Below are 17401 nucleotides of genomic sequence, written 5' to 3'. Positions count from 1 at the left end.
CGTCTAGTGAAACTCATAATTAACTCGATTATACACGATTCATGAACATCTGTCTAAATCAAAAAGGAGAAATTCCGGGTGGAATTTCTCCTTTTTAACAGTGCTCTATTTGTCACTAACCTACTTTTGCTCGTTAGCTAGTTCAACTACGTCACGCACAATCATGAGTTCTTCGTTAGTTGGTACTAATAACGTTTTAATCTTAGAATCTGGAGCACTAAGGTCCCGTTCTACACCACGAACATTGTTCTTTTCCGGATCAACCCCAATTCCGAAGTAGTGGAGTTGGTCGGTAACTTCTTGACGAACCGTAATACTGTTTTCGCCGACTCCAGCAGTGAAGACAATCGCGTCTGCACCACCCAATTCAGCAAGGTAAGCACCGATGTAGCGGACAATCCGGTTAATGTAGATTTCGCGTGCCACTTTAGCCCGGTGGTTATCGGCTTGCGCTGCTTCAACGTCCCGCATGTCAGCTGAGACTCCGGAAATCCCTAATAATCCCGATTTCTTGTTTAGAACGTCAATCATCTCATTAATATCAGACATGCCTTCTTTTTGCATTACGTAAGCCAATAATGACGGATCAACGTCACCAGACCGGGTTGCCATCGTCACCCCTGTAACCGGCGTAAAGCCCATTGACGTATCGTATGATTGACCACCCTTAACGGCACAGATGGAAGCTCCAGCCCCAAGGTGCATCACGATTAGCTTCAAATCTTCAACCGGCTTGCCCAGAATTTCAGCAGCACGCCGCGAAACATAGCGGTAACTAATCCCGTGGAACCCGTATTTTCGAGCTCCATACTTTTCATAGTATTCATATGGCAAACTGTAAAGATAGTTCTGCTCTGGAAGCGTAGCGTGGAAAGCAGTATCAAAGACTGCAACACTAATCACGTTCGGAAGGACCTTTTGAAAGGCTTTAATTCCTAAAACGTTGGCAGGTTCATGTAACGGAGCTAATTCACTTAAGCTTTCCATTTTTTTCAAGACATCTGGTGTAATTACCACGGAGTGATCAAAGTATTCACCCCCGGCCACCACTCGATGACCAACTCCGTTAATTTCGTTGTAATCTTTAATAATATCAAGGTCTAAGAGTTGATCTAACAAGATTTGGATGGCCGCCTCGTGATCAGCAACCTTTGTCACTTGATCGTACTTTTGTCCATCCCCGTACTTAATTTCAACGTGGGCATCCGGTAAGCCAATTCTTTCAATGACCCCTTCTGCTAAGACTTGTTCGGCTGGCATCTCAAATAGCTTGAACTTTAACGTAGAACTTCCAGCGTTAACGGCAATAATTTTACTCATCATAATCTCCTTATTTATGCTCAGGTAAGAACTCGTGCTCTTCCCACTCAACCACTTCTGCTAAAAACTTCTGAAATGCATCGGGATCCTTGAAGGATGGGAATTCTCCCAGCATTACTTGACTTGCTTGGTGCGCTCCAGCTCCCTGCTTTTGGACAATCATAATCGCCTTTTGCGCAACTTCATTTTGAAAGAGTTCGCCTGGCAGATTTAAAATTCCCTGCAGGTAAACGTGATCTTGCATCCATTTTAACAGACCCTTAGTTTCCGGACTTTGAAACAAGTCACTCGGCACTAAAAAGATCCCAAAGCCACCCGGTTCTAAGTGATTAACCGCCTGTTCAATCAATAAGTGATGAACATAAGAATGTCCAGAAGCTGCCCTAGTTAAATACTGAGACGCCCGGTCATCAACGGGATAGTATCCAATTGGGAGATCGGAAACAACCAGATTAACCGGTGCGATCGGTAGGTCATCAAGCGCATCCTGGTGCACTAACTCAACATCTAACCCCTGCATCTGAGTACTAATACTAGCAACTGAAATTAGTGAATCGTCATTATCAATTCCCACACCAGCCACCTGCTCATGTGCTTCATCTTGTAACTGATTCATTACGGCCGTTAACAAATTAGCAGACCCCACCGCTGGATCTAGCAGGCGAACCTGTTGAAGGGGTTTCACCAACCGAATCGCTAGATACCCCATTGTATAGGCAATTGTGTCCGGGGTAATTTGGTGAATTGCTTGGATTTGATCAACTTTAATCGCTTTAATCATCACCATTTGAATGGCTTTTCTAATGGAGTTCGCATCAATTTGGTGATAATCAACCTGCTGATATAAATTCGTCAGTTTAGTAACAACCGGCGGGGTGGGCACTCCATCCTCAACCCGCACTCGATTATCATCAATCATATTATCAGCCGTTTCAATGAAAGCATCTAGATACGAAGTATCCAAAGCCTGTTGCAACAATTCCGCTGACTGATCAAAGACTTGAAATAACTTCGTAATTTGTTCTTCCGTCACGTAATCAGCTCCTTTAGTGGCTTATACCTATGAACATAGTACCGAATCCCCCTGTTCTTTTCAAGATTAACCGTGGGTAATCTTGATTTGGTGCTGGTAATAAGCGACCCGACTCTGATTACTCTCAATGTACATATTCGTCATTTGTAGTTGGTACAAAACAATCGTTACTACAAACACTAAAAAGCAAGTGGCAATAAACGTTAAATTACCCTGACGCCAACTGGGCATGGGCTTCATACCATTTTCCTCCTAATAAGACCTTCATTACTAACCACTGTTTTTGCAACGAAAACTCAGTTCGCTGCACGTTCATTAATAACGGCATGTAACCACCCTGACTGGTTCGTAGCTTCACGGTTCCCTGGGCATTGATGAGGTAGTAATCTTGGTGTTCGGCCTGGCTCACCAACTTGATTTCGTTCGGACTACACTGCGCTACCTTAAATTTAAAGTGATGGGACTCAATCACATCAACAAACCGGTAAAACTGTAACTGCTGATTTTGGGTGTTAACTGTGTGGCGCATTCCGTTCGTAGTTAGTAACATTAAACTCAGGCCAAGGGCGATTAAACCGAGTGCCACAACGGTTTCTACCAGCGTAAAGCCCGCCCGGCTAGGCATTAATTTTACTTGCCATCTGTTGTTCATAGTCCCTCCGAACTTGCTGTAACTGCACATCGCACTGATGCGTTCGGGTCTGTAGCAACTGATTGGTTTCAAAGTAAAACAAACTGCCACTACAAATGATGATGAGCCCCACCAGTGCATCAGCGATGGTGAACGCTTTGCGGTTCCATTTTCCGAATTTCATTCACATAACTCCCCCATCCCAGTTGAAATTTCTGCCAAATTTCAGTTTGGCTTGTCGTTGATAACCACCGCAATGTCTGGGGCTTCACGTACCCTTGATCCGTAATTTTAACTTCATACCAACGGACGGGACTCAGACCTGGTGGTAACTTAATCGTTTTGCGGTACTGCCTCCCATGATTGAAACTGGTAAACACCACTTGATCGTGCGGCACAAAAAAGACCGTAGCAGAAACCTGTCGTTGCCGTGCTAGGACCAGCGTTCGGTTCCACGTATTAGCAAAATCATGCCAAAACGCCGTTTCCGTGGTCCGATTTTCGTTAAACCACCGAACTCCAACCGTCAACGTCACCATGGTGAGCGTGGTAAGCATTAAGACAAGCAAACTTTCGAGTAGGGTAAATCCGCGCCGACTAGTTTTGATAGGCATGATTTCCCTCGATATAAATGTTTTCGGCACGGGCTTGTTGCACCTGTTTGTTGGTCAAGTAGCGGTGTTCGACTAACTTAGCAAACGTCACGTTGTTATCATGTTCTTCGTCTCCATATGAATCAATTTGTGTTTGCACCATGGTCGTCATGGCCGAACCATGTACCGAACGGGCGTGATTTTTTTGACTCCCGAGGTTCGGAATAATGATCAAAATCAACAATGAAATAATGAATAAAACAATCGTCATTTCAATCAAGGTAAAGCCTTTTCTGCGGTTTCTCATCAATAAATTCCCTTCATTGCTTGATACATTGGTAACAACATTTGCAGGTAAGTTAAAAAGATTAACAATCCAATTAATAAAAACGCGCCCGGTTGGACTAATTTGATCAGCATTTCCGAACTTCGCATTAACCGTTGAAAATAGAGTTCACTAAGGGCCAGTAAATTTTGCCCAGCCGTGCGCTGTTCACTTCCGTTTTCTAAAAAAGCAATCATTTCAGGCGCCACAAAGTGGTAATGGCGTAAGCTGGCTAGTAAGCCAGTACCGGTTTGAATGGAGCGTTCGGTTAGGGTGCCCACCTCCTGGAGTAAACTGTGGGGCGCAAACTGACGAAACACGGTAATAATTTGTTGTAAATCCAGGCCATTTTTTAGCATTAACGCTAAATTACTGGCTAAGTAATATTGGTAATAATGCCGAAATAACTTGCCCACCAGTGGCAAGCGAATTAAAAATTCCGCGCGTTGAATTCCGCGCTTCGTTTTAATCAGCACACCTAACCCTAGACTGAGGCTAATCACTAATCCCGCACCAATCAGCAGGTACCCGTCCAAATGTGATTGCTGCGGCGTGGTCGGCAGTAAACTTGCCGTTTGGGGCATAATCACGAGTTTAATGATTAGCATCATGGTTACTAACAACCCCAATAAACACAGTGGGTAAACCGCCAGTGCTTTTAATTTTTGCCGTTGTTGCACCGTTAGTTGAATGAAACGACTAATGTCCAACATCCCCGTGATGACATCGCCATGTTCTTCAGCAATCCGTAATTGTTGGTATAAATCAGCCGCCAGAAAAAACTGCATGGCTTGCGAAAGGGGCGTTCCTGCCTCTAAATTCCGTTGAATTCGAGTTACGACTAACGTATTTTCAGGAGCCGTTGTAGCAATAAAGTCTAAACTAGCGGCCAAGGAAAACCCGTTGTGAATCAACTCCGATAACGAGCCAAAGAAAGCTGCCTGCTGGCGAAGTGGCATTGCATCTGGTTTAACCCTGCTTAAACGCTTCATAACATTCATTGGTAATCATCCCCTGTTTTTGGATCCGGTTCAATTCTAGTTCCCAGCTACTCCCGCTTTGGGGCGCTGGTTGGGACTGCCAGGCTAATAAGGCCCGGGTTTCTTGGTTACAAGTCGGCAAGAGACGTTGGTAAACCACGGCGGTGAGGGCCGCTTGATACTGGTCCTCACTCACCTTTAAATCCAACAAGCGCGCTTTAATCCCGGCGAGGTTCTGCGCGTGAATGGTACTTAACACTAAGTGTCCGGATAATGCGGCGCGAATCGCAATTTGGGCGGTTTTTCGATCCCGAATTTCACCGATGATGAAAACATCGGGCCGCTGCCGTAACCCGACTTTTAGAAGCTGCCCATAACTCATTCCCGCTGCGTCGTTTACTTCCAACTGCAAAAAGCGTTCTTCAAAAATTTCAACTGGATCTTCAATCGCCATCACCATTTCGGTTTCCGGCAGAGAACGGGCCAACTCGTAAATGGTTGTCGTCTTCCCCGATCCCGTTGGTCCGGCAAATAGGAATAAGCCCCGGGAGCTGGTCAACCGCTTTAACTGGGGCAGCACCTCCGGGTTAAAGAACTGACAATGGTGCGCTTGACCATCGTAAATAATCCGGAGCACAAGCGCTTCTTGTTGGTTAAAACTACCAACGGTTGCTAAACGGAGTCGAATGAGCTGCTTGTCCACCGGCAGGTCTAAGGAACCCAGCTGCGGGCGCCGGCGTTCTGCAATCGATAACCCACCCCGGTATTTACAGTAGGTTAAGAGCCGGCGCGCGGTCTCATTGTCTAAATTTGAAAGCTGTAATGCTCCTTGTAACGTGTGCATCTTAACCTCATAATTATCGCGTTTGGGCAAAAAATAGACATCGGAAGCCTGTTTGGCCAACGCCAAGGTCATAATTTCGTGAAATAACTGTTTGATTTCCATCCCGTTTCACATCCTTTGCCCCTAAATACGCAAAAAAGCCGCAATCTTCATTCAGATTGCGACTTTTTCTTAAATAATTATTTATTTAACGTCTTCTGGTAAAACGGCTGCTTCATACACGTCTTGAACGTCATCATTGTCAGACAGTTCATCAATTAAACCGGTGTATTGAGAAACCTTATCCTCTGGCACTTCCGTCGTCGTTTGCGGGAACAGCCGAACTTCAGAGTTATCTAATTGATAACCAGCTTCTTGTAAGGCATCCCGAACCGCTGCCATGTTACCTGGTTCGGTAAAGATTTGGTACTCATCATCAGTAGCCTTCATGTCATCAGCTCCCGCATCAAGGGCCGCCAATAACATGGTATCTTCATCGTCATCGGTTTGGTCCCGCAGGATTACAATGTAACCTTTCCGGTCAAACATGTATGAAACGGAACCATTCGTTCCGAGTGACCCACCATGGTGGGAAAAGGCGGACCGAACTGCGGAAGCCGTCCGGTTTTTGTTATCAGTCAGGGTAGAAACCATGACAGCCGTTCCCCCTGGTCCGTAACCTTCGTACGTAACTTCCTCAAACTTAGCGCCTCCGACTCCAGAAGCTTTATCGAGAGCTCGTTGGACGTTATCCTTTGGCATGTTAGCTGCCCGGGCTTTTTCCAGCTCTAACCGTAACTGGGGATTGCCATCAGGGTCAACGCCACCCGCCTTAGCGGCTTGATACAAATTTCTAGAAATCTTTTGGAAAATCTTTCCTCTTTTAGCATCTTGAGCGTTTTTCCGCCCTTGAATGTTATGCCATTTTGAATGTCCTGACATCCTACAGCACTCCTTTCTTGATTCGAAATTAACACCTTTAATTATAGCAACAACTACCGTTACAAGCAAATTAGGAGGCTTTAGTAGAGCCCCGTTGCTTCAGTCCAAATGGTAATAAGACTTGTTTTTGCTCCACGACCTCGTTGTCCATGAGCTTCGTCAATAACCGCATTGCCACGGCCCCCACGTCATACAGCGGCTGGGTAATCGTCGACAACGTGGGCCGGGTCATTTCGGTTAACTTCGTGTTATCGCTCGTGGCCACCTCAAACTGCTCCGGTACCGTGATTCCCCGGTCATTCATTCCGTTCATAATTCCGGCCGCCGCTTCATCATTGCTCACCATGGCCGCCGTAACCTGATTTGCAACTAAATCATCACAGAGGGCATATCCTTCGTCATAATCACCAGCTTCAAATAACAACTCGGGTGCAATCGGTTGCTGATGCGCAGCCAGAGCCGTCTGGTAACCCGGAATTCGAAAGTCTCGATTAATCGACCGATCCAGTTCTCCGGCCACAAAGGCAATCCGCTGGTTTCCACTGGCCAATAAATTACTTACCTGATTATGAACGGCCGCCTGGTAATCAATGTTGACATTGGGAAATTCATTGTCTTGATCAACCGATCCTGCTAGTACGACAGGAATGCGTTCGGCTTCAAATTCCGCCCGCACCGCTGGGCACAATTCATGACCCATGAAAATGATCCCATCCACTTGTTTAGAATATAGGGTATTTAGTGCTTTGACTTCCTTTTGCTCGTCACCATCGGAATTAGTCAGGATGATGTTGTACTGATACATTTCGGCGATGTCATCAATCCCACGCGCGAGGGCCGCAAAATACGAATTGGTGACGTTTGGAATAATTACCCCCACCGTAGTGGTTTTCTTACTAGCTAACCCCCGTGCCACGTCATTCGGGCGGTAGTTAAGCCGCTTCACAACTTCCATGACCTTCTGTTCGGTGGCCGGTTTAACGTTGTGATTATGGTTAACCACTCGTGACACCGTTGCCATCGAAACATGGGCTTCACGGGCCACATCATAAATAGTCACCGTTTGTTTCTTTTTCACAGCACTCCCTCATTTCTAAATTGGATCGCGATACTACTACGATACCAAAGAAACCGGTTTCATTCAAGATTTTAGTCACAAAAAAAGCTCCCTACCGGAGCCTTTTGGGGTGCGCTTATTTACGGTGATCAGCGTGGGGTGGAACCACAGGATCATCACCATCATTTTTCGGACTAAAAGCATCGTCCATATCAACGGTAATGTCGTCCGCTTCGTCGTCTTTTTCTTCATCAGCCAATTGTTGCTTGGTTAATGGTAGTACGTTTAGGTATTCTTGCAGTTGACTCAAATCATCCTTTAAGTCGTTCAACTTATCACTAACTTTGACCGAGGTATCGTTTAACGAATCCCGATAATCATCCACCTTATCACTTACCATGTCCTTAGCATCGGCTAAAGTATCGGCGGCGTAGTAAGCATAGTCAACGGCCCGATCCTTAGCGTCTTCAGCTGATTCTAAGACCCGGTTGCGAAGAGCTTGTTGTTGTTCAGCATCTAAAGTCCGAAAGGCCAAGTAAGCAGCTGCGCCACCTAATAAGCCCCCGAGCAATAATCCTTTTTTCATGTCCATAACTTTTCTCCTATATTAAGCCTTCGTTTTCGCTGGTTGGCTGGTTTTATTTTGTTTTTTCCGCTTTGCTTTGGAAAAACGCTTGGAAATTTGGTTAGTCGCAATGCTAAACACAGACGTTTTGGTAACTAATTCCACCCGCTTTTTCAAGTTTTCAACCGCTTTCCGTGTCCCGTTGTTCACGTCTGAAACTGTCGTGCCAATGTCAGCAGCCGCCTGAAAAACAGGATCAACTTGGTTGATTTTGGCATTGACAGTGCCTAACAATTCATCGGTTTGGTGGCTAAGGGCGTTAATGTCACCCGTCACTTTTTCTAAGTTCTGTGAAACGCCATCCAATACCTTCACAACATGGACCAAGGTAACGCATAAAAAGATTACTAACAGCAAAAATGCTAAAGCAGCGATCAAAGCTGCAATTCCTCCAATTGTCATAATTTACCTCCTAGATGGTTTCTAACAGGTTAAGAATAGCATTAATCATAATTTAAAACAATCTTAAACCGATTTTAACCATCGCCAATCTTTAATTTCGGGCCCGTTTTTTGCTAAAATGGGACAATAACCTAAATAGAAATGAGGATCACTATGAAAATCCCAGTCTTAATGCAACAAAATAACAGTCAGTTGGTGCACTACACTAACAATAATTTTATCAACAACTATCTTAATAGTTTTAATTGGGATCAAATTTTAGCAACACTAACTTCCAAAGTAATCACCATCGTGCTTCTCTCACTGCTCTTCTTGATTATTGCTCGGGTGGGAAGAAGTATTATTTACCACATTTTTCACCATGCCGACGTTAAAAAAGCCCAGCATCCCGATCCCGCCAAGTCATCAGGACGCAAGCGGAGTAAAACCATCTATAGTCTGCTCCAAAATGCGTACAACTATGTGATTATTTTCTTCTGGCTCTATTCGATCTTATCGGTAATGGGAATTCCGGTGGGAACGTTAATTGCCGGCGCGGGGATCTTCAGTTTAGCAATTGGGCTCGGCGCCCAAGGATTTGTGAGTGACATCGTCAGCGGCTTCTTCATTTTGTCAGAACGACAAATTGAGGTCGGTGAACACGTAACTATCAATGCCATTAACGGGTTTGTGAGTGCCGTGGGGCTTCGCACTACCCAGATTCGGAGCGCTGATGGAACGCTCAATTTCATTCCCAACCGCAACATTACCAGTATCGCCAATCTCTCCCGGGGAAACTTAACTACCCTGATTGACATCCGGATTACGCCCGATGCTCCGATTAAAAAAATTGAAACAATCATGGACCAGGTTAACGAAGACAAGGCCGGTAAAGATCACAATGTGATTGGTGATCCTTTGGTCTTTGGGACCGTCTACCTTGCCGATGGTTCCCTGGCTGTCCAGGCTTGCATTACTTGTAAAAGTGGCAGTGAGGATAACGTCCAAGCTGATTATCTCCAAGCCTACCTAACTGCCCTGCAACAAGCGGGCATCGAGCTGCCCCTCTCACCGCAAACCGTACAACCACCGAAGAAACCAACCCCACCAGCTTCTTCACAAGCAACTGCTACGCCTTTCAAAATGAAATAAAAAAAGAAGCACAACCAATTCATGGTTGTGCTTCTTTTTTACCACCAATCCGTCAGGACTTGTTGCAACTTTTCTAAAGCTCGCCCCCGGTGACTGACCTGATTCTTTTCGTCATCCGTTAGTTCTGCGAGGGTCTTATTTAACGCGGGCACGTAAAATAACGGATCATACCCAAAGCCATTCTGCCCCCGTGGCGCGGTTAAGATTTCACCGGATACAATACCCGTGACGTGCAACTTCTCTCCAGTTGGCTTCATCACCACCAGGGAGGTGTGAAAGTATGCATTGCGATCATCTGAGCGCTGTAACCGCTGAAGTAACTTTCGATTATTGGCCGCATCATCATGATCACCGGCATAGCGCGCGGAATAAATCCCCGGTTCGCCGTTAATGGCGGGAACCACTAGACCAGAATCATCGGCCAGCACTGGCACCTGTAACGCTTGGGCCACCGTTTGTGCTTTAATGGTCGCGTTTTCCTCAAAACTGGTTCCGGTTTCGTCAATGTCAGGCAACTCCGTAAAATCAGCGATAGACTTGACCTGAAAGCCCAACGGCGCCAACATTTCTGTAAATTCCCGAATCTTATTTTGATTGCCAGAGGCAATTACAATTTCTTTGTTATTGGTCATCTTGAGTTAGTTGGTTTGGCGTTACCAACTGAGCTTCCACCTTTCGTTTTAGCCATTCTGATCCCACCCGTTGGAAGTGAGCGGGATCACTAGAAGTATAGTAATCATGGTACGGGGTTTGGTTCCCAGCCAGCTGCTCATGCTCAGTTAACCACTGAGTGGCTTGCTCAATGGTCGCAGCTCCAGGATCAACGAGGGTTACCTTCGGTCCAAGTTCCGCCTGGATCAAATCCTGAATGATCGGAAAGTGCGTACATCCCAACACAAGTGTATCAATCCCGCTCCCTTGGAGGGGTTGCAACCCAGCTGCAATCAAATCCCGAACCGCTTGCCCGCTGTACTGGCCCTTTTCTACTAACGGAATAAAGGTTGGACAAGCTACTTCAACTACCTCTGCCACTGGGTCCAACTGGTTAATAGCATCACGGTAAGCATGACTGGTCACGGTTGCTCGCGTCGCAATTACTCCAATCTTGTGATTGGAACTCGCTTGCACGGCCGTTTGGCTTCCCGGTTCCACCACTCCGAGCACTGGAAATGGTAACTGGGTTTGTAACGTTGGTAGAGCTAAGGCTGAGGCGGTATTACAGGCGATAATCATCATTTTAGCGTGGCGGGCAGCAAAAAAACGACCGATGGCTAGTGAATAATCAATCACCTGCTGCGGTTGTTTCTCACCGTACGGAAGATGCGCTTCGTCACCAAAAAACAACGTACTCTCACTTGGTAACCGCGCCATCGCTGGTTTTAAAATGGTTAACCCCCCGACGCCGGAATCCATAAAAGCAAGTGGCGCTGAGTTCATTTTAATTTCCCCTTTCGTTAAACCTATTATACTATATCTAAATAATTCTTTTTCACTTGGTCCATGTGATAGAATGAAAGCCGAAGTATTTTTGGATTGGAGCACCTAACTTTATGAGTAAACAGAACCAGAGTGATTTTAATAAGTACCAAGCGCTCGTCCCCGATTTAAATGGCTGGAACAGCTTTATTTTGCGCGACGAACTCCTCCCCGATCTCTTACAGGATGATCTTGGAGATATTTTATACTGGGCCGGTAAAAATCTAGCCCTTAAGTTGCCGGTGACCCCGGATGATTTACCCGCCTTTTTTGCCGCTAACCAGTGGGGCACCTTAACCCAGCAGACCGCTACAGAGCAAAAAACGGTCTGGAATCTCAGTGGTCCCGTGGTAACCACGCGCTTAAAAATGAATAAGGACTGCGATTTTATGTTGGAAACCGGGTTCCTCGCCCAAACTCAGGAACAAAGTCGCGGGTGGGTCTCTGAGGCCGAGGCCAAAAAGAAACTAAATGGTTCCATCGCCATTACCGTGGTGTCTGATCCGAACCAACCCGCCCCTGACCGGGCTTCCCAACCACCAGTTACCTTCCCGCAACCCGAACAATCGTAACTAAAAAGAGGTTTCTCACCAGAAACCTCTTTTTAGTTACGCCGAAATAACCAGTACTTCGTGGGATTCCCCTGGGATAGCTGACTATGAGTCGCAACTAAATGATAGTTCTGGTGCACCGCCCTGATTCCGGCGCGTCCGCCCCTAGTTTGTAGATTTGGGGCCTGCTCCCAGTGAGCCGTTGGTGGAGTCGCTAGCACTACCCACTCGACTTGTTTGCGGCGTAGCGCCCGCACCCCCGTTTCTAACATGGCGGGTAACTTCTGCTCAGGAATGTTGTTTTTCTCAAAAAAATAAACGGTCGGATACGCTCCGGAGGTCAGATAAAAACCGTTTTCTAAAAAATCAAACGTGAGGAGCGTCGGCCGCCCGTGACTCTCGTTACGCATGATTCGGCCGAATTGAATTTGGGCTGGAACCTGTCGCTGGGACGTGCGATGCAACGTTACCGAAGGGTTATTCGGGACCAGGCGCGACATCCACGGATTCTGATTCACCAGCAATAATCCGACAAAGATTCCCCCTAAAGCTACTACCATGGTTCGTTTAACCGGAAGCTTACGTAATTGCAGGTTGGCAAGGCCCTTCCAGTTTCTAACTGCTACCAGGGCCCAAATGGCACAGACGAGGATGCTCGGAAAGTACGCCAAGTCGTAATATGGTCCAAACTGGCCTCCGTATAAAGCTAGGACCGCTCCACTCAGCATCATTGTGCCTAACAACCACTTTGTGGGCGCTGCAAAGGTTGAACGCCGCACCAACCAGATTAGGCCAACGACGACCAGTAGCAGTAATCCAGGTTGCTCAACCACCAAAAAGTGGCCGAGCGCTGCTCCGGAATGCATGATTTTTACCAGCGGCGTGCCCTGGTTCTTACTGTAGAGGGTCAAATTATCCACAAAGTAAACCCGGACAAACGCGGACAAGCCATGCCGGGCAGTAAAATACCATAGCCAGGGAATGACACTGAGCAAAAAGCCTGCTCCAGCTCCCTGCACCATCCGCCAGATTCCCAGCCAGTTCCGTTGCCACATCAACCACACCGTTAGAAAGCCAAAGAACGCCACCCAGGTTCCCAGCAGGCTGTACTTAGATAAGAACACCACTCCAACTAAGATTCCCTGCCCGAACCACGTAGACCGTGATAAATCAGGGAGCTGCTGGGCCGTAACAACCACTAAAAACGCACTCAAAACTGCCGGATAGACCCAAAATTCAACGGTCCCGCCGTAACTATAGTAAGGTTCCATCAGCACTAACAGGGGGGCCGCACTGGCAATTATTAGTGCTCCGCGGGATGCAAACCACCGGCGGGCTAAGGATTGGGTTACCAGTAAAATTAGCCAGAGGCCGAGCACCTCCAAGAGCGCCGCACCCCAAAAGGTCGTAAACGAGATCCGACTCGCAATTCCATACAACAGGTAAACGTAGGGACCCTTTTGTTCAAATACGTCCCGGTAGGTTACTAGTCCGTGCATCAAGGCTTTCCCCACCGTTAGGTAATTATTGTTATCGCCCGTGTAGTTAAAATCGTATAGCGGAGAACTGTACGAAAAAATTCCAATCAAAAGGGCACTCCAGCCTAACAGGAAGAGTGCTCGCCACCTTGCTAAGTGGTGTGGTTTCGTTATCATAATTATTTCGCCTCATTCATTCTTGGGCTTTTGACCTCGGGGATTTTTTGCTAAGCTAAATAAACGGTTACTTTTAGTCAAAGGAGTTTTATTTATGAAATCATTTCGCACCCAAACCCTCATTCTGATTGCCATCGCCTTCACCTTGGGGATGAGCGAATTTATCATCATTGGGGTCTTAGGTGACATTGCCCATACTTTTCACGTTAGTTTTGCGCAGGTCGGATTTTTAACAACCGTTTTTGCGCTCATCTATGCCATCTCAACTCCCATTTTATCGCTTTTAATTGGAAAACGCCCCCTCAAACAGGTTATGAACATCGTGCTCGGAATTTTCATTTGCGGAAACGTTCTTTCTTTCCTCGCACCGAACTTTATGGTGCTGACCATTAGTCGGATCATCACCGCCCTCGTATCTGGGATTACGATCTCGATTACGATTACCTTTGCGACCCACATTGCCCCGCTAACAAAGCGGGCTTGGATCGTAGCCTGGGTCTTTTCCGGTTTCAGCATCGCATCGGTCTTTGGCGTTCCCGCGGGAACCTGGTTAAGTGGTTTGTTCGGCTGGCGACTGATTTTCCTTCTCATTGCCGGACTGGCACTGCTAGTCTTGGGCTGCTTTGAGCTAGCCTTGCCAGGTACGCTCCGCCAACAACCGGTACAACATTTTAGCGAACAGTTTCACATTCTCACGGATCGCCGAATTTTACTGGGTGTGTTAATCCCCGTCTTTAATTTGGGAGGCGTGTACGTCGTTTATACCTACGTAACCCCCATCTTAACTAACCACTTTGGCTACAGTCTGAGCTTTGTGACCATCTTCTTAGTTCTGTATGGAATTGCTTCGTTATTAAGTAACCAGTATAGTGGAAATTTAGCAGCTAACCATGGCTTACAACGAAGCCTCAAATTTTACAGTCTCCAGTTAGTGGCCCTGCTACTAACGTCGCTCTGCTTTAACGTTGCCTGGGTGGTGATGGGCGCCATCTTAATCATGGGCTTTACCATCTACCTGGCCGGCTCTACGTTACAACTTTTTTACATGTCCATTGCGGAGGCTGATTACCCCCAATCATTGGTGCTAGCTTCGTCCTTCAATCCCATCTTTAGCAACCTAGGCATCGCCGTCGGATCAGCCTGTGGAAGCTTCATTGTCGGTAGTTTGGGCATGGCTGCGCTCGGGTTCGGTGGGGCCGCTTTAACCGCCGGTGGCTTATTCACGACCTGGTATTTAACGCACCACCTCTTAAAAAAACCTTAATTATGGTTGACAGCTTTTTTAAAACAGCCTATACTTTTAAAAAATCTTAAACAAAGGAGCCTTTCCAATGATGTCCACGGCCACAAGCTTAATTGCATTATTCATTTTAGTCGTAATTCGCAGCCGACGTGTGGATAATGCAGCGCAAGCCTAGTCATTGAAGACTTGTTTAGGTCCACACAGATTCACAAAAGAAACTGTCGTGGGACTTGGAGAACTCCTTTTAACCACCCAGTTTCTTCTCGATTCTGGGTGGTTTTTTGTTATAAAGGAGGGAGAAACCGGTTTAAGCGTTCATTACCTAATCAGTCTGGCTTTGAATCAATCCAGGGGGGCCACACCAAACTAGTTGAATTCCTGATTCAAGATTCAACAAGCTTCAAAGGAGGAGCACATGAAAAACATTTTCAAAAAAATGAACGAAAAGGTTGATTTTCGGTTCTACGCCAACAAGGATCAAAAACTGGAAAAAACCTTAACCGTGAAAGACTTTTTAGCACTGGGGTTAGGAACGATTCTGTCCACATCAATCTTCACCTTACCAGGACTAGTGGCCGCCAACTATACCGGTCCCGCGGTTGTAATTTCTTTCTTACTGGCAGCCGTCGTTGCCGGATTAGTGGCCATGAACTACGCCGAAATGGCCTCGGTTCTGCCCTTTGCCGGTTCGGCCTACTCCTGGATTTCCGTGTTATTCGGTAAATTCTGGGGTTGGGTCGTGGGCTGGGCACTACTCGCCGAATACTTAATTGCCGTGGCCTTCGTGGCAGCTGGTTTATCGGCCAACGTCCAGGGGTTAATTTCCCCCTTGGGTTGGAAATTACCTAACGCCTTAGCCTTTCCACTCGGGACCAACGGTGGGGTTTTTGACCTGATCGCCGTCCTCGTGGTGGCCATTGTTACCTTCATTTTACTACGGGGAGACTCGGAAACGACTAAGGTGGCCAACATCCTGGTGGTCCTAAAACTACTCGCAATTGTAATTTTCGTTGTAGTCGGAGCCACTGCCATTAAAGCCCAAAACTACGTTCCTTTCTTCCCCAAGCCCCATCCAAACGCCGATGGCACCATGTTTGGTGGCTGGCAAGGAATCTACGCTGGAATCTCAACCATCTTCTTATCCTACATCGGATTTGATTCGATTGCATCTAACTCGGCAGAAGCTAAAAATCCCCAGAAAACGATGCCCCGGGGAATCATTGGTTCCCTCATCATTGGAACCCTCTTTTTCGTAGCGGTCTCCCTCGTCTTAGTGGGAATGTTTAAGTACACGATGTACGCTAATAACGCTGAACCAGTTGGTTGGGCGCTCCGGCAACAAGGCCACGTGATCATCGCCTCGGTCGTGCAAGCAATTGCCGTTGTCGGAATGCTCGTTGCTTTGATTGGAATGATGATGGCTGGTTCCCGGTTAATTTACTCCTTTGGGCGTGATAAAATGCTCCCCCAAAAGCTGGGTCGCTTAAATCACAAGAACATTCCGGCCAATGCCCTCTGGATTATTACTGCTGTAGGTGTAATCATGGGAGCCGTTTTCCCCTTCACCTTCCTCGCCCAATTAATTTCTGCTGGAACCTTGATTGCCTTTATGGCCGTTTCGTTAGCAATGTACCCCCTGCGAAAACGAGAAGGTAAGTCCTTACCAACTGCCGCTTATCGGCAACCCTTCTTCCCCATCTTGCCGATCCTTGGCTTCTTGGGATCGCTCGTGGTCTTCTTGGGCTTGGATATTCAAGCTAAAATTTATTCCATCATTTGGTTTTTAATCGGCGTCATCGTTTACTTTGCGTATGGTTATAAGAATGCTGATTCCAAACTTCCTGCGGACAGTGATGATGAAATCGAAGAAAACCTTTAAATTCTCAAATTAAGCAAAAAAGAGTCGTTATTCGGCTCTTTTTTTTGATTTCATAATATAATAAAGTAGAAAAGTTACCGTGAAAGAAGTGATGAAATGAGTAAAAAAGAAATCGTTGCAACTGGTTTAGTGCTGGTTATGTTAGTTTGTCTCCTGCTCCAGGGCTTATTAGCGCTCTTTCACACTGAAACTAAACTAGCTCGGTTTAATCACCTGCTAGAATCGGTGTACTGCTTGTGTCTGGTCGGAATTGGAATGCTGGTCGTGCTGATTGCCGTGATGCACACCAATGCTCCCTAGCTGCTCCCGTTACTAAAAAAGGAAGTCCACAATGTGGACTTCCTTTTTTAGTTAGGCCGTGTAGTTAGCCAGCGTCTTTTGTAATTGGGCCTTCGGGTGGTAACCAACCACTTGGTCAACCACTTGTCCGTCTTGCATGATTAACAAGGTTGGGATACTCATGATTCCAAAGTGACCGGCCGTTTGTTGGTTATCATCAACGTTCATCTTGCAGAACTTGATGCCCGTTTCTTCGTTTGCCAGTTCTTCAATCACTGGACTTTGCATTTTACATGGACCACACCATGGTGCCCAAAAATCAATTACTACCGTTCCAGTAGCCGTTTCTTCCGCAAAAGTTGCATCTGTAATTTCATGTACCATTTTCAATTCCTCCTTAATTCACTTACTATCTGTAAGTATAACAAGTTTGTGCAAAATTACAATCATTTAAAC

At 46.4% G+C, this 17401-nt stretch carries 22 protein-coding genes; 5 read left to right on the top strand and 17 right to left on the bottom strand.

Annotated features, from left to right (window positions below):
* Positions 1–120: 120 nt before the first annotated feature.
* From M3M35_RS00595 to M3M35_RS00535, 13 genes are all read right to left on the bottom strand, one after another.
* Positions 121–1320, bottom strand: coding sequence for an acetate/propionate family kinase (locus tag M3M35_RS00595; RefSeq protein WP_252750103.1), 1200 nt, complete (start codon positions 1318–1320; stop codon positions 121–123).
* A gap of 10 nt (positions 1321–1330) precedes the next feature.
* On the bottom strand, positions 1331–2353 hold the full coding sequence (locus M3M35_RS00590; protein WP_252750102.1) for a class I SAM-dependent methyltransferase: 1023 nt from the start codon (positions 2351–2353) through the stop codon (positions 1331–1333).
* 66 nt (positions 2354–2419) lie between these two features.
* Complete coding sequence (locus M3M35_RS00585; RefSeq protein ID WP_252750101.1) at positions 2420–2593, bottom strand: hypothetical protein; 174 nt, start codon at positions 2591–2593, stop codon at positions 2420–2422.
* On the bottom strand, positions 2562–3005 hold the full coding sequence (locus M3M35_RS00580; RefSeq protein WP_252750100.1) for a competence type IV pilus minor pilin ComGF: 444 nt from the start codon (positions 3003–3005) through the stop codon (positions 2562–2564). The genes M3M35_RS00585 and M3M35_RS00580 overlap by 32 nt, the downstream gene beginning before the upstream one ends.
* A complete protein-coding gene (locus M3M35_RS00575; RefSeq protein ID WP_252750099.1) occupies positions 2971–3168 on the bottom strand; it encodes a type II secretion system protein in 198 nt (65 codons plus the stop codon). Before M3M35_RS00575 ends, M3M35_RS00580 begins: the two co-directional genes overlap by 35 nt.
* Positions 3125–3541, bottom strand: a complete 417-nt coding sequence (locus tag M3M35_RS00570; protein ID WP_252750098.1) for a hypothetical protein — start codon at positions 3539–3541, stop codon at positions 3125–3127. Before M3M35_RS00570 ends, M3M35_RS00575 begins: the two co-directional genes overlap by 44 nt.
* Before the next feature lie 40 nt (positions 3542–3581).
* A complete protein-coding gene (gene comGC, locus M3M35_RS00565; RefSeq protein ID WP_252750097.1) occupies positions 3582–3884 on the bottom strand; it encodes a competence type IV pilus major pilin ComGC in 303 nt (100 codons plus the stop codon).
* Positions 3884–4903 carry a type II secretion system F family protein gene (locus M3M35_RS00560; protein ID WP_252750096.1) on the bottom strand — a complete coding sequence of 340 codons (1020 nt, stop codon included), beginning with the start codon at positions 4901–4903 and terminating at the stop codon, positions 3884–3886. Before M3M35_RS00560 ends, comGC begins: the two co-directional genes overlap by 1 nt.
* Entirely contained in the window at positions 4872–5828 is a 957-nt protein-coding gene (gene comGA / locus M3M35_RS00555; protein WP_252750095.1) for a competence type IV pilus ATPase ComGA, read from the bottom strand. The genes M3M35_RS00560 and comGA overlap by 32 nt, the downstream gene beginning before the upstream one ends.
* An 81-nt stretch (positions 5829–5909) precedes the next feature.
* Positions 5910–6647, bottom strand: coding sequence for a YebC/PmpR family DNA-binding transcriptional regulator (locus M3M35_RS00550; protein WP_252750094.1), 738 nt, complete (start codon positions 6645–6647; stop codon positions 5910–5912).
* 70 nt (positions 6648–6717) lie between these two features.
* On the bottom strand, positions 6718–7725 hold the full coding sequence (ccpA, locus tag M3M35_RS00545) for a catabolite control protein A (RefSeq protein WP_338030044.1): 1008 nt from the start codon (positions 7723–7725) through the stop codon (positions 6718–6720).
* Between the two features lie 115 nt (positions 7726–7840).
* Positions 7841–8296 (bottom strand): YtxH domain-containing protein, encoded by a 456-nt coding sequence (locus tag M3M35_RS00540; protein ID WP_252750093.1) that lies wholly within the window; start codon positions 8294–8296, stop codon positions 7841–7843.
* Positions 8297–8311: 15 nt separating this feature from the next.
* A complete protein-coding gene (locus M3M35_RS00535; RefSeq protein WP_252750092.1) occupies positions 8312–8731 on the bottom strand; it encodes a DUF948 domain-containing protein in 420 nt (139 codons plus the stop codon).
* Positions 8732–8884: 153 nt separating this feature from the next.
* On the opposite strand from M3M35_RS00535, the gene M3M35_RS00530 reads away from it, so the two are divergent.
* Positions 8885–9862 carry a mechanosensitive ion channel family protein gene (locus M3M35_RS00530; protein ID WP_252750091.1) on the top strand — a complete coding sequence of 326 codons (978 nt, stop codon included), beginning with the start codon at positions 8885–8887 and terminating at the stop codon, positions 9860–9862.
* A 38-nt stretch (positions 9863–9900) separates the two neighbouring features.
* Here the strand turns inward: M3M35_RS00530 and M3M35_RS00525 are convergent, their stop codons facing one another.
* Both M3M35_RS00525 and murI read right to left on the bottom strand, forming a co-directional pair.
* Positions 9901–10494 (bottom strand): XTP/dITP diphosphatase, encoded by a 594-nt coding sequence (locus M3M35_RS00525; RefSeq protein ID WP_252750090.1) that lies wholly within the window; start codon positions 10492–10494, stop codon positions 9901–9903.
* Positions 10484–11299 carry a glutamate racemase gene (murI, locus tag M3M35_RS00520; protein WP_252750089.1) on the bottom strand — a complete coding sequence of 272 codons (816 nt, stop codon included), beginning with the start codon at positions 11297–11299 and terminating at the stop codon, positions 10484–10486. Before murI ends, M3M35_RS00525 begins: the two co-directional genes overlap by 11 nt.
* A 113-nt stretch (positions 11300–11412) precedes the next feature.
* Between murI and M3M35_RS00515 the strand changes: the two genes are divergently transcribed.
* Positions 11413–11910, top strand: a complete 498-nt coding sequence (locus M3M35_RS00515) for a DUF2507 domain-containing protein (RefSeq protein ID WP_252750088.1) — start codon at positions 11413–11415, stop codon at positions 11908–11910.
* A gap of 32 nt (positions 11911–11942) precedes the next feature.
* Here M3M35_RS00515 and M3M35_RS00510 read toward each other — a convergent pair whose 3' ends face one another.
* Positions 11943–13544, bottom strand: a complete 1602-nt coding sequence (locus M3M35_RS00510; protein ID WP_252750087.1) for an ArnT family glycosyltransferase — start codon at positions 13542–13544, stop codon at positions 11943–11945.
* Positions 13545–13638: 94 nt separating this feature from the next.
* Between M3M35_RS00510 and M3M35_RS00505 the strand changes: the two genes are divergently transcribed.
* From M3M35_RS00505 to M3M35_RS00495, 3 genes are all read left to right on the top strand, one after another.
* Positions 13639–14808 (top strand): MFS transporter, encoded by a 1170-nt coding sequence (locus M3M35_RS00505; RefSeq protein WP_252750086.1) that lies wholly within the window; start codon positions 13639–13641, stop codon positions 14806–14808.
* A gap of 394 nt (positions 14809–15202) precedes the next feature.
* On the top strand, positions 15203–16666 hold the full coding sequence (locus M3M35_RS00500) for an APC family permease (RefSeq protein ID WP_252750085.1): 1464 nt from the start codon (positions 15203–15205) through the stop codon (positions 16664–16666).
* 96 nt (positions 16667–16762) lie between these two features.
* Positions 16763–16966: a hypothetical protein gene (locus M3M35_RS00495; protein ID WP_252750084.1), complete on the top strand. Its 204-nt coding sequence runs from the start codon at positions 16763–16765 to the stop codon at positions 16964–16966.
* 51 nt (positions 16967–17017) lie between these two features.
* Here the strand turns inward: M3M35_RS00495 and trxA are convergent, their stop codons facing one another.
* Positions 17018–17329, bottom strand: a complete 312-nt coding sequence (trxA, locus tag M3M35_RS00490; protein WP_252750083.1) for a thioredoxin — start codon at positions 17327–17329, stop codon at positions 17018–17020.
* Between the last annotated feature and the right edge of the window lie 72 nt (positions 17330–17401).

The organism is Fructilactobacillus myrtifloralis (assembly GCF_024029335.1).
GTDB classification, from domain to species: domain Bacteria; phylum Bacillota; class Bacilli; order Lactobacillales; family Lactobacillaceae; genus Fructilactobacillus; species Fructilactobacillus myrtifloralis.
This window is presented reverse-complemented; position numbering and strand designations above follow the sequence as displayed.

Excerpts from the sequence above, each read along its gene's own strand:
- comGA (WP_252750095.1), bottom strand. The coding sequence starts at position 5,828 with ATGGAAATCAAACAGTTATTTCACGAAATTATGACCTTGGCGTTGGCC.
- M3M35_RS00540 (WP_252750093.1), bottom strand. The coding sequence starts at position 8,296 with ATGGACATGAAAAAAGGATTATTGCTCGGGGGCTTATTAGGTGGCGCA.
- M3M35_RS00530 (WP_252750091.1), top strand. The coding sequence starts at position 8,885 with ATGAAAATCCCAGTCTTAATGCAACAAAATAACAGTCAGTTGGTGCAC.
- M3M35_RS00570 (WP_252750098.1), bottom strand. The coding sequence starts at position 3,541 with ATGCTTACCACGCTCACCATGGTGACGTTGACGGTTGGAGTTCGGTGG.
- M3M35_RS00510 (WP_252750087.1), bottom strand. The coding sequence starts at position 13,544 with ATGATAACGAAACCACACCACTTAGCAAGGTGGCGAGCACTCTTCCTG.
- M3M35_RS00580 (WP_252750100.1), bottom strand. The coding sequence starts at position 3,005 with ATGAACAACAGATGGCAAGTAAAATTAATGCCTAGCCGGGCGGGCTTT.
- M3M35_RS00595 (WP_252750103.1), bottom strand. The coding sequence starts at position 1,320 with ATGAGTAAAATTATTGCCGTTAACGCTGGAAGTTCTACGTTAAAGTTC.
- M3M35_RS00525 (WP_252750090.1), bottom strand. The coding sequence starts at position 10,494 with ATGACCAATAACAAAGAAATTGTAATTGCCTCTGGCAATCAAAATAAG.
- M3M35_RS00535 (WP_252750092.1), bottom strand. The coding sequence starts at position 8,731 with ATGACAATTGGAGGAATTGCAGCTTTGATCGCTGCTTTAGCATTTTTG.
- M3M35_RS00505 (WP_252750086.1), top strand. The coding sequence starts at position 13,639 with ATGAAATCATTTCGCACCCAAACCCTCATTCTGATTGCCATCGCCTTC.
- M3M35_RS00550 (WP_252750094.1), bottom strand. The coding sequence starts at position 6,647 with ATGTCAGGACATTCAAAATGGCATAACATTCAAGGGCGGAAAAACGCT.
- M3M35_RS00560 (WP_252750096.1), bottom strand. The coding sequence starts at position 4,903 with ATGAATGTTATGAAGCGTTTAAGCAGGGTTAAACCAGATGCAATGCCA.
- M3M35_RS00575 (WP_252750099.1), bottom strand. The coding sequence starts at position 3,168 with ATGAAATTCGGAAAATGGAACCGCAAAGCGTTCACCATCGCTGATGCA.
- murI (WP_252750089.1), bottom strand. The coding sequence starts at position 11,299 with ATGAACTCAGCGCCACTTGCTTTTATGGATTCCGGCGTCGGGGGGTTA.
- M3M35_RS00585 (WP_252750101.1), bottom strand. The coding sequence starts at position 2,593 with ATGAAGCCCATGCCCAGTTGGCGTCAGGGTAATTTAACGTTTATTGCC.
- M3M35_RS00500 (WP_252750085.1), top strand. The coding sequence starts at position 15,203 with ATGAAAAACATTTTCAAAAAAATGAACGAAAAGGTTGATTTTCGGTTC.
- trxA (WP_252750083.1), bottom strand. The coding sequence starts at position 17,329 with ATGGTACATGAAATTACAGATGCAACTTTTGCGGAAGAAACGGCTACT.
- comGC (WP_252750097.1), bottom strand. The coding sequence starts at position 3,884 with ATGAGAAACCGCAGAAAAGGCTTTACCTTGATTGAAATGACGATTGTT.
- M3M35_RS00495 (WP_252750084.1), top strand. The coding sequence starts at position 16,763 with ATGAGTAAAAAAGAAATCGTTGCAACTGGTTTAGTGCTGGTTATGTTA.
- M3M35_RS00515 (WP_252750088.1), top strand. The coding sequence starts at position 11,413 with ATGAGTAAACAGAACCAGAGTGATTTTAATAAGTACCAAGCGCTCGTC.